The sequence below is a fragment of the Nonomuraea sp. NPDC003804 genome (assembly GCF_040610675.1).
GTDB lineage: Bacteria > Actinomycetota > Actinomycetes > Streptosporangiales > Streptosporangiaceae > Nonomuraea.
In genome coordinates this window covers 25,737-40,056 of sequence record NZ_JBEXMT010000008.1, presented here as the reverse complement: position 1 = coordinate 40,056, position 14,320 = coordinate 25,737, and the positions used below count along the sequence as shown (strand labels likewise).

Annotated in this window: 11 protein-coding genes; 9 read left to right on the top strand and 2 right to left on the bottom strand. The window is 73.1% G+C overall.

What is annotated here, in order from left to right; genetic code table 11:
- The first annotated feature begins 162 nt into the window (after window positions 1-162).
- Complete coding sequence (locus tag ABZX22_RS12925) at window positions 163-972, top strand: LLM class flavin-dependent oxidoreductase (protein WP_354908021.1); 810 nt, start codon at window positions 163-165, stop codon at window positions 970-972.
- Between the two features lie 29 nt (window positions 973-1,001).
- Window positions 1,002-2,183, top strand: coding sequence for an MFS transporter (locus ABZX22_RS12920; protein WP_354908020.1), 1,182 nt, complete (start codon window positions 1,002-1,004; stop codon window positions 2,181-2,183).
- Between the two features lie 121 nt (window positions 2,184-2,304).
- Here ABZX22_RS12920 and ABZX22_RS12915 read toward each other — a convergent pair whose 3' ends face one another.
- Entirely contained in the window at window positions 2,305-2,586 is a 282-nt protein-coding gene (locus ABZX22_RS12915; protein WP_354908018.1) for a hypothetical protein, read from the bottom strand.
- A gap of 82 nt (window positions 2,587-2,668) precedes the next feature.
- Window positions 2,669-3,478 (bottom strand): alpha/beta hydrolase, encoded by an 810-nt coding sequence (locus ABZX22_RS12910; protein ID WP_354908017.1) that lies wholly within the window; start codon window positions 3,476-3,478, stop codon window positions 2,669-2,671.
- A 128-nt stretch (window positions 3,479-3,606) separates the two neighbouring features.
- Here ABZX22_RS12910 and ABZX22_RS12905 point away from each other — a divergent pair, with 128 nt between their 5' ends.
- From ABZX22_RS12905 to ABZX22_RS12875, 7 genes are all read left to right on the top strand, one after another.
- Window positions 3,607-5,016: a GAF domain-containing protein gene (locus ABZX22_RS12905; protein WP_354908015.1), complete on the top strand. Its 1,410-nt coding sequence runs from the start codon at window positions 3,607-3,609 to the stop codon at window positions 5,014-5,016.
- A gap of 537 nt (window positions 5,017-5,553) precedes the next feature.
- Complete coding sequence (locus ABZX22_RS12900; protein WP_354908013.1) at window positions 5,554-7,458, top strand: hypothetical protein; 1,905 nt, start codon at window positions 5,554-5,556, stop codon at window positions 7,456-7,458.
- Window positions 7,459-7,846: 388 nt separating this feature from the next.
- Window positions 7,847-9,235, top strand: coding sequence for a DUF4331 domain-containing protein (locus ABZX22_RS12895; protein ID WP_354908011.1), 1,389 nt, complete (start codon window positions 7,847-7,849; stop codon window positions 9,233-9,235).
- A gap of 59 nt (window positions 9,236-9,294) precedes the next feature.
- Window positions 9,295-10,593, top strand: coding sequence for a tetratricopeptide repeat protein (locus tag ABZX22_RS12890; RefSeq protein WP_354908010.1), 1,299 nt, complete (start codon window positions 9,295-9,297; stop codon window positions 10,591-10,593).
- Window positions 10,590-12,377, top strand: coding sequence for a High-affinity nickel-transporter (locus tag ABZX22_RS12885; protein WP_354908008.1), 1,788 nt, complete (start codon window positions 10,590-10,592; stop codon window positions 12,375-12,377). Before ABZX22_RS12890 ends, ABZX22_RS12885 begins: the two co-directional genes overlap by 4 nt.
- Before the next feature lie 339 nt (window positions 12,378-12,716).
- On the top strand, window positions 12,717-13,316 hold the full coding sequence (gene sigK, locus ABZX22_RS12880) for an ECF RNA polymerase sigma factor SigK (protein WP_354908007.1): 600 nt from the start codon (window positions 12,717-12,719) through the stop codon (window positions 13,314-13,316).
- Entirely contained in the window at window positions 13,313-14,062 is a 750-nt protein-coding gene (locus ABZX22_RS12875) for an anti-sigma factor (RefSeq protein ID WP_354908005.1), read from the top strand. The genes sigK and ABZX22_RS12875 overlap by 4 nt, the downstream gene beginning before the upstream one ends.
- Window positions 14,063-14,320: the final 258 nt, after the last annotated feature.

The window sequence follows — 14,320 nt, the reverse complement described above, 5'->3', positions numbered from 1 at the left end:
TCCGACGGTCCCCCGATGAGAAGGTGCAGCGGTACTGAAACTTTCCGACTTGATCTATCAATAGCATGTAAGTAAGTTTCGTCAATCCCCCGGTTGTGGCGGGTTCCACCGGCGTGACGGAGTCCCTTCAGTGACGGGCGCCCGCGTCTATAGCCTGAACCCGTGCGAATTGGGGTGAATGTTCCGAACTTCGGACCCGGCACCGATCCCGGCATGCTGCGCAGTTGGGCGCAGACCGTCGAAGGGCTCGGGTTCGACCTGCTGATGGTCTCCGACCACGTCGTGGTGACGCCCGACGTGGCCGCGCAGTACCCGGCGCCCTTCTACGAGCCGTTCACCACGCTGTCGTGGCTGGCCGGGATCACCACCAGGGTCACGCTCGGCACGACCGTGCTGATCGTGCCGTACCGGCATCCGCTGGTCACCGCCCGGATGGCGATCAACCTGCACGACCTGAGCGGCGGGCGGTTCGTGCTCGGCGTGGGGGTGGGCTGGGCCCGGCAGGAGTTCGAGGCGCTCGGCGTGCCGTTCGACCGGCGAGGCCGGCTGACCGACGAGTACCTCGACGTCATGCGCGCCGCCTGGGAAGGGCGTGACATCCCGCTCTGGGTGGGCGGCTCCAGCGAGGCCGCCCAGCGGCGGGCCGTCAGGCTCGGCGCGGCCTGGCATCCGCTGCGGTACCCGATGGCGCGGCTGGAGGCGGCGGTCGAACGGCTGGCGGCGCTGGCCGCCGAGGAGGACCGCCCGCTCCCCGCGCTGGTTCCCCGGATCGCGCTCGACCTGTCCCCCCGCGCGGGGAACCGGCTCGCGGGGCAGGGAACGATCGAGCAGGTGGCGGCCGATCTGGAGCGGTTGAAGGCGCTCGGTGCCGAGGCCGTCGTCCTCGATCCGTTCAGCGGGGACCCGGAGGAGACCCGGCGGCCCGAGCGGGCATGGCGTGACCTCGCGGCGGTCGCCGCGATCAGGCGGTAGCCGATCCAGGACGAGAACGAAGGAGCGACATGACCGGCGACGAGGAGACGCCGCCCCCGCGCGCCATGGGGCCGCTGTACGCCGCGGGGTTCACCACCGCGTTCGGCGCCCACGCCATCGCCGCCAACCTCGGCGGCTTCAGCGCCGACGCGGTGACCTCACTGCTGATGCTCGGCGGCCTGCTGGCCCTGTACGACGGGGCCGAGGTCGTGCTCAAACCGGTCTTCGGCACGCTCGCCGACCGCGTCGGGGCGCGGCCTGTCCTGCTCGGGGGCCTGGTCGCCTTCGCCGCCGCCTCCGCGCTCTACGCGGTGGCCGACAGCCCCGGCTGGCTGTGGGCGGCCCGCCTCGGCCAGGGGGCCGCGGCCTCCGCGTTCTCCCCTTCCGCCGCCACGCTGGTGGCCCGCCTCAACCCGGCCGCCAAGCACGGCCGGGCCTTCGGCGGCTACGGCTTCGCCAAGTCCGTCGGCTACACCCTCGGCCCGCTGATCGGCGGTGTCGTGGTCTGGGCGGGCGGGCTGTCACTGCTGTTCGCGGTCACGGCCGGGCTCGGGGCCGCCGTCGCGCTCTGGGCGGCGCTGGCCGTCCCCGCCGTGCCGCCGCTGCCGCGCGCCCGCCAGACCGTGCTCGACCTGGTCAGGAGGCTGTCCGCGCCCGCCTTCCTCGGCCCCACCGCGGCGCTCGCGGGCGCGAGCGCCGCACTGTCGGTCGGGGTCGGCTTCCTGCCGGTCTCCGGCGCCGCGGCCGGGCTCGGCACCGTGGCCACCGGTGCCGCCGTCTCCGTGCTGGCCGCCTGCGCCGCCGTCGTCCAGCCGGTCGCCGGGCGCGCCCTCGACGCCGGACGGCTCGGCCTGCGCGCCGGGCTGCCGGCCGGCCTGCTGGTCACCGCCGCCGGGCTGGGCTGCGCGATGCTGCCGGGGCTGCCCGGACTGCTGTCCGGCGCGGTCCTGGTCGGTGCGGGAACGGGGCTGATCACCCCGCTCGGGTTCGCCGCCCTGGCCGCCGCCACTCCGCGGGAACGGCTCGGCCAGACGATGGGGGCGGCCGAGCTCGGCCGCGAACTCGGCGACGCGGGCGGGCCGCTGCTGGTGGCCGGCGTCGCGACCGCCTCCACGCTGGCGTACGGCTTCGCCGCCCTGGCCCTGCTCCTGGCCGCCGGACCGGCCGTCCTGCTGGCCGCCCGACACCGCACCTCACGCCCGGCGCGATAGCGCGGCACGGGCGTGAGGTGCGGTCCGAGCGAGCGTGTCCCCGGGCGCCCTCCCGCCCGGGGACACACGATCCGATGGCGACGGCGAGCCGTCCCCCGAAGGGGGGCAGGGCCCTGGTCGCCTACCGCGAGACGTACTCGGCCAGCACGGCGGCGGCACCCTGAGGATCGTCGACCGGGTGCCGCTTGTTGGCGTTCTGCCAGGAGTAGCAGGCGCCGCCGTACCCGACGAAGACCCAGACGGGAAGTCCCGGCGGGGGCCGGTGCACCATGAGAGCGGTGTTGTTGTCGCGCAGCTCGGCGTTGACGCCGAGCAGCACGAGGTGGTCGCGGAGCCGGACGAGCTGGTACTCCTCGTGCAGGTGCGCGAGGTCGGCCGCCGCGGTGGCCGCGATCCTGGTCACCTGGCGCTCCTGAGGTCCTGCCGCCTGCGGGGCACTCGAGACACTCCCACTCCCCACGTGAGATCCAATCCGCGTTCCGACGTCAGGAGCGCAGGAACGCCGCCAGGGTCTCGTTGAACCTGTCGGGCTCCTCGCTGAACGGGGCGTGGCCGCTGTTCTCGAAGCGGGCCACCTGGGCCTTGGGCAGCCGCGCGGCCAGCCAGGCGTCGAGCTCACCCGGGAAGATCTTGCTGCGCGCGCCGTACATGAGCAGGGTCGGTACGGTGAGCGACGGCAGGACCGGGCGCAGGTCGGCGTAGGCCATGTCGTACCAGACCGACAGCGCCGCCGACGTGGCCATCTTGGTGGTCTCGGCGTAGACGGCGTCGATTACCTCGTCCGGCGGCGTCTCGGCGAAGCACGCGGCGATGAACGGCTTGATCACGCTCGGCCTGGCATGGCGCACGCCCTGGGTGAAGACGGCGAGGTCCGTCGTGGAGTAGCCGCCGAGCAGCGGGAAGTCCCACCCCTCCCCGTCCAGGAACCGCGGCGACTGGTCGACGAAGGCCGCCGAGCGCAGCAGGTCGCAGCCGTACTGCTGGACGTAGGACAGGATGACCGCGGTGCCCATCGACCAGCCCACCATGCACACATCGCGCACTCCCAGATGGTCGAGCAGGGTTCGTACATCGCGGGCATATTGCGACAAAGTGTGACCTTCATCGGTTTTTCCGGACAGACCATGCCCGCGGAGGTCTACAGTGATGACCCGGTTCGACTCGCTGAGCGGCCCGACGTTCTGACCCCAGAAGGTGCTGTTCATCGTCCACCCATGGATGAGCAGCACGGCGGGCCCGGAGCCGCGGTCCTCGTAGTAGAGCGGAACGCCGTCGGGCAACTCCAGATATGACAACGCGTCTCCCTCGGATGTGGAAATGTCCAGGCCGTAACGACTATCCGCTTACGCACCCCGGCCGGCCAAGGCTCGAGCCCACGTTGCATTGGGGTTGCATCCGGCGCTACCTTTCTCGGCAGGAGATCATGGACGACTCGACGCGACGCATGGCCCGTGCTCGCGAGCGGGCACTGAGCGGCCAACGACCTGCGCAGGTGCGCCCCGAGGTACGTGAGTCCTGGGACCGTGCCCGGCAGCAGGGGGTGCATCCCGACCGGTCCCTGCCGCCCATCGAGCTGGCGGAGGACCGCGTGCGCGGGCTACGGCGCGACCATCCGCTGGCCTCGGTCTGGCCGACCCTGCTCGCCACGCTGAGCGACGCGGCGACGCAGCCGGGCCACCTGGTCTTCGCCAGCGACTCGGCCGGCCACCTGCTGTGGATCATGGGCGACAGGTCGGCGCGGCGGCTGGCCGAGCGGGTGAACCTGGTGCCCGGCGCACTGTGGAGCGAGGGCAAGGCGGGCACCAGCGGCGTGGGCACGGCGCTGGCGCTCAGCCGGCCGTTCCGCGTGCGCGGGCCCGAGCACTTCCTGTCGGTCGCCGTCGACTTCACCTGTTCCGCCGCGCCCATCCGCAACCCGGTCACGGGCGAGCTGCTCGGCGCGATCGACGTGACCTGCCCCACGCCCGCCGCGAACTCCCTGTCCCTGTCGCTGGTCGCCGCCGCGGCGCGGCTGGCCGAGGCGCAGCTGGGCGAGCAGACCAGGCACCAGGACGAGCTGCTGCGCATGCGCTACCTCGACCACGTCATGCGCCACAAGGGCATCCACAGCGCGCTGGTGGGTGCCGACGGCCGGGTGCTGCACGCCTCGCCCGGCGGCTGGCTCCCGCGGCGCTGGCCGTTCCCGCCCAGGGAAGGACCCGCGACGCTCGCCGACGGCCGCCGGGTGGTGGTCGAGCGCCTGTCCCCCTCCGGCCCGTTCGCGGTGCACTGCACCGACGACGCCGACAGCGCCGGCGAGGGACTGCTGCTGCACGCGCTCGGCCGTGATCGCGCGTGGATCCGCCTGGACGGCGTCACCCACGAGCTCAGCGCCCGCCACAGCGAGCTCGTCGTGCTGCTGGCGGCCCATCCGGCGGGGCTGACCGCCGACGCGCTGGCCCGCGAGGTCTACGGGCAGGGCGCCAAGACGGTCACCATGCGCGCCGAGATGACCAGGCTGCGCCGGGTGCTCGGCTACCGCCTCGGCTCCGACCCCTACCGGCTGCTCGGGCGGACGACGGCCGACTTCCTCGCTCTCGACGAGGACCTGGCCGGCATGGACGTCGGCGAGCTGCTCGACCGGTACCCCGGCCCGCTGCTGCCGTCCTCGCGCGCGGAGGGTGTCGGGGCGCTGCGCGAACGGCTGCACCAGCGGTTGCGCGGCAGGCTCCTGTCCCATGGCGACGCCGACGCCCTGACCCGCTGGATCACCGCGCCGCACGGGCGTGACGACACCGCCGTACGGCAGGCGCTGCACGGCCACCTGCCGTCCCAGGACGGCACCCGGCGCTGATCCGGCGGTCGGTGGGGCGACGCGACTTCTTCCAATAGGGGCGATTAGTAACCTTCACCCCTTTTTCGAGGCGCCCGAATACTTACGGCCGGACAGGTGGCACGAAATGACAATTGTCCGGTTTTGTCGACGGGTAGCGACACACGCCATCCCGGCTCCACCAAGCCCGGAACACCCTCTCCTTCCGCCGAGAGTGCGCCATTGTTCAAGCCGGCACGCCGGACCGGAAAGGGGCGGCTAAGCGCGCCTCATGAGCGTCCCGTAGGCGTGGGACAGGGCGTGTGCCCAGGACGAACGTTCCGAGTCACGGCGAATACGGCTACACCTGCCATGCCTCTCCGCCCGTGGGAAATCCGACTTAGTCAAGCAAGCAGCCAGTTGCACAAAGAAGCGGGTAATGTCCGTTTATCCGGTGATCGGCGGGAAATCTACGTTGCGCGCAAGATAATCCTTCAGGGTTACGTAGGGCGTTTTCCAGCTATTTGGCTTATGGCCATGCTGGTGCAAGTCAAGTCATTTCACAGGGGGAATCACGCAATGAAGAAGCTCACGGGCGCTGTCGCGGCAGCCGCTGTTACCACCCTTCTGAGCGCCGGCGCCGTGGGACTCGGCGCCGCCACCGCCAACACCGCTGCCAGCGCCAGCACCAACGCCAGCACCAGCGAGGCCGGCGGCGGCTGTGGATTTGGTGGATGGGGCGGCGGCTGCGGCGGCGGTGGATGGGGCTGGCGGCGCGACCTGCTCCGCAGCATCAACAAGCAGTTCCAGAAGCAGCGCCAGCTCCAGAAGCAGCTGCAGAGCCAGCTCCAGAGCCAGTCGCAGAACCTGCACCAGAACGTCAACTTCCACCTGAACACCTCGGCCGACTCCGACAGCCTCTCCGACGCCATCGCCAAGCAGCGTGCGGCCAACGAGGCCGAGGCCAAGCAGCGTGCCGAGGCCGAGGCCAGGCAGCGTGCCGACGCCGACGCCACGCAGCGCCAGGACGCCGACGCCGACGCCGACGCCAGGCAGCGCCAGGACGCCGACGCCGACGCCCTGCAGAGGCAGGACGCCGACGCCCGCAACGAGGCCCGCAACCGGAACGACGTGGACGCCGACGCCCGTAACAAGAACGACGTGGACGCCGACGCCAGGCAGCGCCAGGACGCCGACGCCCGCAACCGCGCGGACGCCGACGCCCGCCAGCGTGCCGACGCCGACGCCCGCAACAAGACGGACGTGGACGCCGACGCCCTGCAGAGGCAGGACGCCGACGCCCGCAACGAGGCCAAGAACAAGACGAACGTGGACGCCGACGCCGACGCCAGGCAGCGCGCCGACGCCGACGCCCGTAACAAGAACGACGTGGACGCCGACGCCAGGCAGCGCCAGGACGCCGACGCCCGCAACCGCGCGGACGCCGACGCCGACGCTCGCCAGCGTGCCGACGCCGACGCCGACGCCCGCAACAAGGCCGACGCGGACGCCGACGCTCGCAACAAGGCGGACGCCGACGCGAGGCAGCGTGCCGACGCCGACGCTCGCAACAGGAACGACGTGGACGCCGACGCCCGCAACCGCGCTGACGCCGACGCTCGCCAGCGTGCCGACGCCGACGCTGACGCTCGCAACAGGAACGACGTGGACGCCGACGCCCGCAACCGCGCGGACCTCGACGCTCGCAACAAGGCGGACGCCGAGCAGAAGCAGCGCCAGGACGCCGACGCCCGCAACAAGAACGACGTGGACGCCGACGCCCGCAACAAGAACGATGTGGACGCCGACGCCGACGCCCGCAACAGGAACGACGTGGACGCCGACGCGGACGCCCGCCAGCGCCAGGACGCCGACAACCGCAACCGGAACGACGCCGACGCCGACGCCAGGCAGCGTCAGGACTCTGAGAACCGCAACCGGAACGACGCCGACGCCCGCCAGCGCCAGGACGCCGACAACCGCAACCGGAACGACGCCGACGCCGACGCTGACGCCGACGCCCGCAACAAGGCCGACGCGGACGCCGACGCCCGCAACGACGCGCGGAACTGGGCGGACCTGGACTCGCGGAACTGGGCCGACTCGGACGCCGACGCGGACGCGGACGCTCGCAACGACGCCCGGAACGACGCTCGGAACCAGGCCGACGCCGACGCCCGTAACCGTGCCGACGCCGACGCCCGTAACCGTGCCGACGCTGACGCCAGGAACCGTGCCGACGCTGACGCCAGGAACCGTGCCGACGCCGACGCCCGTAACCGCGCCGACGCCGACGCGCGGAACCGCGCCGAGGCCGAGGCCAGGAACCAGGTGGAGAACGAGATCAGGAACCAGATCGAGGCCGCGCTCAGGAACCGGCTGGAGGCCGAGCTCAGGAACCGGCTGGAGGCCGAGCTCAGGAACCAGCTCGAGGACGAGCTGACCAACAAGGTCGCCATGGCCAGGAAGGGCGGCAGGGCCTGAGCTGAACCCGCACAGCGCTGATCAGCGCCGCTGATCACCAGCGCTGAACATCCGAGGGGCCGACCGGACACCTGTCCGATCGGCCCCTCCTTCGTTCGGGTCGCCCGGCCGTCGCGACAGGTCCTCGATGATCCCGATCTGCACGTCGGGGCGTCGGCTCACCGGCACGAGTTGGTCGCCGGGCAACCTCAGGGGGTGGCTTCCCGACCGCCGGTAGACCCAACGGCATTTCCCCCTGAAACCCCCATTACCCGGCATATCACCAGACCCGTTGAGATCTTTTGCGATTCGAGCCATCCGCGGCCGCCACCGCCCCGAATCACGCGGCGAGGACCCCGGCCGGACCCCTCGACCACGACACAGACGCTTGCGAAAGGCTCACAGTCGCATGAAGCTCACGACCAACCGGCGCGCCCTGCTCGCCCTGGCCGCAGCGGGGGCGCTGGCCGCCTCGTCCCTCGCCCTGCTGCAGCCGCCGGCCGGCACCGCGTCCTCGCACCGCGAGGCGCCGCTGATCGCCGGCGACCCGCGCAACGACAACACCGACGTCTACGCGTTCGTCAGCCCCGACCGCCCCGACACCGTCACCCTGCTGGCCGACTTCCTCCCCTTCGAGGAGCCGAACGGCGGGCCCAACTTCTACACCTTCGACACCCGCTCCCGCTACAACATCAAGATCGACAGCAACGGTGACGCCCTGCCCGACGTCACCTACCAGTGGACGTTCCGTGACGAGGACCGGCGCGGCACCTCGACGTTCCTCGCCAACAACGGGCCCGTCACCTCCCTCGACGACCCCAACCTGCTGTTCCGGCAGCGCTACACGCTCCAGCGGATCACCCCGCGCGGGGTCACCACACTGGTCAGGAACGGCGTCGTCGCGCCGAGCAACACCGGTCCAGCCTCCATGCCCTCCTACGCGACGCTGCGCGCCCAGGCCGTCACCTCGGTGCAGGGCGGCGGCAGGACGTTCGCGGGGCAGTCCGACGACCCCTTCTTCCTCGACCTGCGCGTCTTCGACCTGCTCTACGGCGGCGACCTGTCCGAGGTCGGCCAGGACACGCTCAAGGGGTACGGCGTGCAGACGCTGGCCGTCCAGGTGCCCAAGGACGCGGTGGCGCTCAAGGGCGACGCCCGCCGTAACCCCGTCATCGGCGTGTGGTCCAGCGTCGACAAGTGGAGCCCGCAGGGCTACAAGCAGGTCTCCCGCCTGGGACAGCCGCTGGTCAACGAGGTCGTCCTGCCCGCCGGGCTCAAGGACGCCTTCAACTCCGTGAGCCCCGACAAGGACGCGGGCCTGCCCTCCGTCGTCAGGCGGGTCACCCACCCGGAGGTCCCCCGGCTGCTGGAGAAGATCTACGGCCTGAAGGCGCCGGCGACGCCCCGTACCGACCTGGTCGAGATCTTCCTGACCGGCATCGCCAAGGACAACGGCCCGATCAAGGCCGACCTCAACTCGCAGAACCTCAACAAGGACGCCGGCCGGCTGCGCCCCGCCGAGATGCTGCGGCTGAACATGTCGGTGCCGCCCACCGCCGCCCCCAACCGGCTGGGCGTGCTCGCCGGTGACCTCCAGGGCTTCCCGAACGGCCGCCGCCTCACCGACGACGTCGTGGACATCGCGCTGCAGGCGATGGCCGGCGCGGCCAGGACCGGCAAGCTCGTCGACGCCCTGGCGACCGGCGACCGGGTCGACGCCAACGACAAGGCGTTCGGCACGTCCTTCCCGTACGTCGCGCTTCCCGCGAACACCTCGGTCAACGCCGGCGCGCGCTGACCCCGCGGGGCCGGTCGCCCGGCCCCGCTCCCTTCCCTTCCTGCCTGGAGGTCATCGTCATGCCATCCCGACGGGGGGTGGTGCTCGCCGCGGGCGGCCTGGTCCTGGCCGTCGCGCTGACCACCGCCGCGACCCTGCTCCCCTCGCCCGTCCCGCCGCCGGCGCCGGCGCCCGTCCCCGCCGCTGCGGCGCAGGCCGACACGGCGCTGTCGGCCACCTCCGCCCGCGCGGCGGTCGACGCCCTGAACGCCAGGCTGCGGCGGCTCCCGCTCGACCACCACGCCTGGGCCCGGCTCGGCGCCGCCTACGTGCAGGAGGCCAGGATCACCTCCGACCCCACCCTCTACGCGCGGGCCCAGCAGGCCCTCGACCGGGCCGCCGCGCTGGCCCCGGGTGACCCCGCCACCCTGACCGGCGGCGCGGCACTGGCCGCGGCGCGGCACGACTTCGCGGGGGCCGTACGGCTGGCCGACCGCGCGATCGCCGCCAACCCCTACGGCGCCACCGCCTACGGGGTGCTCGCCGACGCCGCCACCCAGCTCGGCCGCTACGACGCGGCCGCGAAGGCCGCCGACCGGATGATCGCGCTGCGGCCCGGCGTCTCCGCCTACACGCGCGCCGCCTACGCCGCCGAACTGCGCGGCGACCCGGCCCAGGCGCGCAGGCTCCTGAACTACGCGCTGCTCGACGCCTACGCCCCCGAGGACGTCGCCTACTGCCGCTACTCGCTGGGCGAACTCTCCCTGCACGCAGGGGACGTGGCCGCCGCCGCCGAGCAGTACCAGCTGGCCCTGGACGCCGCGCCCGCCTTCGCCCCCGCCCTGGCCGGGCGGGCCAGGGCCGCCGCGCTGTCCGGGCAGCTCCCTCGGGCGCTGGACGACTACGCGACCCTGGTGGCCCGGCTGCCGATGCCGCAGTACATCATCGAGTACGGCGAGACCCTCGCCGCGGCCGGCCGCGACCCCGCACCGCAGTGGCGGCTGCTGGCGGCCCAGCGCACCCTCATGGACGCCGCGGCCGTCAAGGACGACCTGACCTGGGCGGAGTTCGAAGCCGACCACGGCTCCCCCGCCAAGGCCGTGGCCTACGCCCGCGCCGAGTACGCCCGCCACCCCAACCTGTCGGCCGCCGACGCGCTGGCCTGGGCGCTCCACCGGGCCGGCCGCGACCGCGAGGCGCTGCCGTACGCGGTCGCGGCCACCTCGACCGGCTGGCGCAACGCCCTCGTGCTCAGGCACCGGGCGGCCATCGAGCGCGCCCTCGGCGACACCGCGGCCGCCGCCCGCAGCACGGCCAGGGCCGAGGCGGCCAACCCCAGGTTCGTGGCCGAGCTTCCCGCCCTGGCGAGGTTCTCGTGAACGGCCGGCCGTACCGCAGGGCGGCGGTGTCTCTCGCGATCGCGACCGCGCTGATGGCGGCGGCCCCCCCACCCGCCACCGCCGCGACCACGGGAAACGTCAGGATCACGCAGACCGCGCATCCGCTCGGGAACTTCACGGTCAACCACTACGACGGCCTGAAGGTCCTGCCCGACCGGATCGAGAACCTCGCGATCGTGGACCGCGCCGAGCTGCCGACGCTGCAGGCCCGGCCGTCGGTGGACACCGACGGCGACGGCCGCGTGTCCGCACCGGAACGGGCCGCGCACGCCGCCGCCGAGTGCGCCGCGCTGGCCACGACCCAGCGGCTCACCGTCAACGGCACGGCCAGGCCGTGGCGCGTCGACACGGCCGACCTCGGCTACACCCCCGGTCAGGGCGGCCTGCCCACCAGCCGCCTCACCTGCCGGCTACGGGCGGACGGCGAGCCGGGAACCGTCGGGTTCGCCAACGGGTTCCTCACCGACCGCATCGGCTGGCGTGAGATCACCGCCGTGGCCGAGGGCGTACGGCTGGCCCGCTCGACGGTGCCCGCCACCAGCGTCAGCCAGGAGCTGCGCCGCTACCCCGACGACCTGCTGTCCAGCCCGCTCGACCAGCGCACGGCCGCACTGACCGTCGTCCGAAGCGCGGGAGCGGGACCGGCGGCCGCACCGGCGCTGCCCGGTATCCTGCCCGCCGGCGGCCCGATCGGCGACGCGCTGGCCGCGCTCGACCGCACCTTCACCGGACTGGTCGGCGCGACCTCGCTCACGGTGCCCCTCGGCATCCTCGCGGTGCTCCTGGCCGCCGTCCTCGGGGCGGGGCACGCGCTGATCCCCGGCCACGGGAAGACCGTCATGGCCGCCTACCTGGCGGGACGCAGGGGACGGCCGCGTGACGCGTTCGTCGTCGGGGCGACGGTGACCGTGACGCACACCGCGGGGGTGCTGGCGGTGGGGTTGCTGCTGACGGTCTTCTCGGGGCTGGCGGGCGAGTCGGTCCTGTCCTGGCTGGGTACGGCCGGCGGCCTGCTGATCACCGCCATCGGCGCCGGGCTGACCCGATCCGCCTGGCGATCGTTTCGCACAGGCACACCTTCCACAACCTTCCACGGCCACAGCCACGGGCACGGCCACGGCCACGGGGACGGGCACGGAGGTGGGCACGGGGACGGCCACGGGCACGGGCACGGAGAGGGGCACGGCCACGGGCACGGAGGGGGGCACGGCCACGGCCACGGGCACGGAGGTGGACACGGCCACGGCCACGGGCATAGCCCGCAGCGGACGCCCCTCCCGGGAGACGGGACCAGCCCACGAGGGACCGCCCTTCTCGACCAGGCGATCCCCGCGAAAGAGGCGATCCGGGAAGAAGGAGCAATCGGCCAGGAAGGGATGACCCGGCTGGAGGATGCGACCCACCCGGCGGTCCGGGAGGCTCCGGTCCCGCCGTCTCCCGGGCGGCGTGGGCTGATCGGGCTGGGTGTCGCGGGCGGCCTGGTCCCGAGCCCGTCCGCCCTGGTCGTGCTGCTGGGCGCGATCGCGCTGGGCCGTACCTGGTTCGGCGTCGCCCTCGTCCTCGCCTACGGGGTCGGCATGGCCGCCACCCTCACCGCCACCGGCCTGCTCCTCGTCACGCTGGCCGCCCGCCTCGACCGCCTCGCGCGGGCGGGCCGTGCCCTGCCGGCGCGGCTGTCGGCCCTCGCCCCCGGTGGTACCGCGCTGCTGGTGGTCGTGCTCGGCCTGGGCCTGACGGTGCGCAGCCTCGGCGGCGTCCTCTGACAACCCGGACCGGCGCCCCGAACACGGAAGGACACCCCGGGCGACACGGCATCAACAGACGCGACGCCAACAGACGCGACATCAACAGACGCGACGCCAACAGACCCGACGCACGCGGCGCCGACAGACGCGGCATCGACAGACGAGGACCCTGCAGACGCGGCGCCGACAGAGGTGGATCGGCAGAGGTGGATCGGCAGAGGTGGATCGGCAGACATGGCATTGACAGCCGCATGCGCTCGCTGGAGCGTGATGGGCGTGGGCCACCAACCAGGCCGCACCCGTCCACGAGCCGAGCGGCTCCGAATGACCGGTATGCGGATGGCGACGGGAGGGCACATGCGATCGGAGCCGGAGTCGCGGCCGGACTGGGACCGCTCGGGTGGCGGCCGAAGTCCCGGTCTCGACGAGTTGCTGAGCCGGGTGGCCCGCGGCGATCGCGCCGCCTTCGAGCAGGTGTACGAGCTGGTGGCGGCACGGGTCTTCGGCATGGTGGTGCGCGTCCTGCGTGACCGCGCGCAGAGCGAGGAGGTCGCCCAGGAGGTGCTGGTGGAGGTGTGGCGCAACGCCGCCCGGTACGAGCCCGCCCGGGGTTCGGCCATGGCCTGGATCATGACGATCGCCCATCGCCGCGCGATCGACAGGGTGCGCTCGGCCACCGCCGTCACTGAGCGGGAGGACCGGGTGGCGCGCATGGACGTCCACCGGCCCTTCGACGAGGTGGCCGAGTCGGTGGAGAACAACCTGGAGCGGGAACGGCTGCGCCGATGTCTGTCGGGACTGACCGAGCTGCAACGCGAATCGGTGACGATCGCCTATTTCGGCGGATACTCCTATCGTGAGGTCGCCGAACTGCTCAAGGTGCCGCTCGGCACCGTCAAGGCCCGCATGCGCGACGGCCTCATCCGGCTGCGCGATTGCCTGGGAGTGGAGCGATGAACGGCGGGCAGGACGTGCACATGCTGGCCGGCGCCTACGCGCTGGACGCCATCGACGACGAGCTGGAGCGCAGGCGCTTCGAGGCACACCTGGACGGCTGCGCCGACTGCGCGCACGAGGTGCGGGGCCTGGCCGAGACGGCCGCCAGGCTCGGTCAGGCCACGGCGGCCACGCCGCCGCCCGAGCTGAAGAGCCGCGTCATGGCCGAGATCGGACAGGTCAGGCAGCTGCCGCCGGTCGTGGAGCGGCCGGGGTCGCGTCACAGGTTCGTCAGGGAACGGACGGGCGCGCGTGTCGCGAAGGTCGTCGCCGCCGCCGGGGTGGCTGCGGCCGTCGCGCTGGGCGCGCTGGCCTACCAGGCCAGAACCGAGCTGGACCAGATGCGGACGACCGCCAGGCAGGTGGAGGCGGTGCTCGCGGCTCCGGACGCCCGCCGGGTCAACGCCGCGGAGGGGCAGGGTGTGGCCGGCACCGTCGTCCTGTCCCGTTCGGCGGGCCGGATGGTGTTCCTGGCCTCGGGGCTGGCGCCGCTGCCCGAGGACAAGACCTACCAGCTCTGGCAGCTGTCGCCCGGACAGGCGCATCCGGCCGGGCTGCTGCGGCCCGACGACAGCGGCTACACGGCGCCGGCGCTGGCCGTACCGGTGAAGGGCGCCACCTCGGTGGGGTTGACCGTCGAACCCGCGGGCGGCTCGGCCGCGCCGACCACGACACCGCTGCTGGTGATGGACATCCCCGCCGCCTGACCCTTCCCGCGCCGCACCCCACCGCAGACGGCCCGGCCTGGACCGCCGTGGCACACCCTTGAGATCGCCACGCCCCTGAGACCGGCGTGGCCCGAACCGGCGCGACCCACCGCGCGAGACGGCCCCGGCCAGTCGCGGCGCGCGCCTGCCTGAGCCCGGGGCTGGTCCGGACGAGCGGGACGCGGGCCTGAGCCCGAGGCTGGTCCGGACGAGCGGGACGCGGGCCTGAGCCCGAGGCCGGTCGGACGGGCCGGTCAG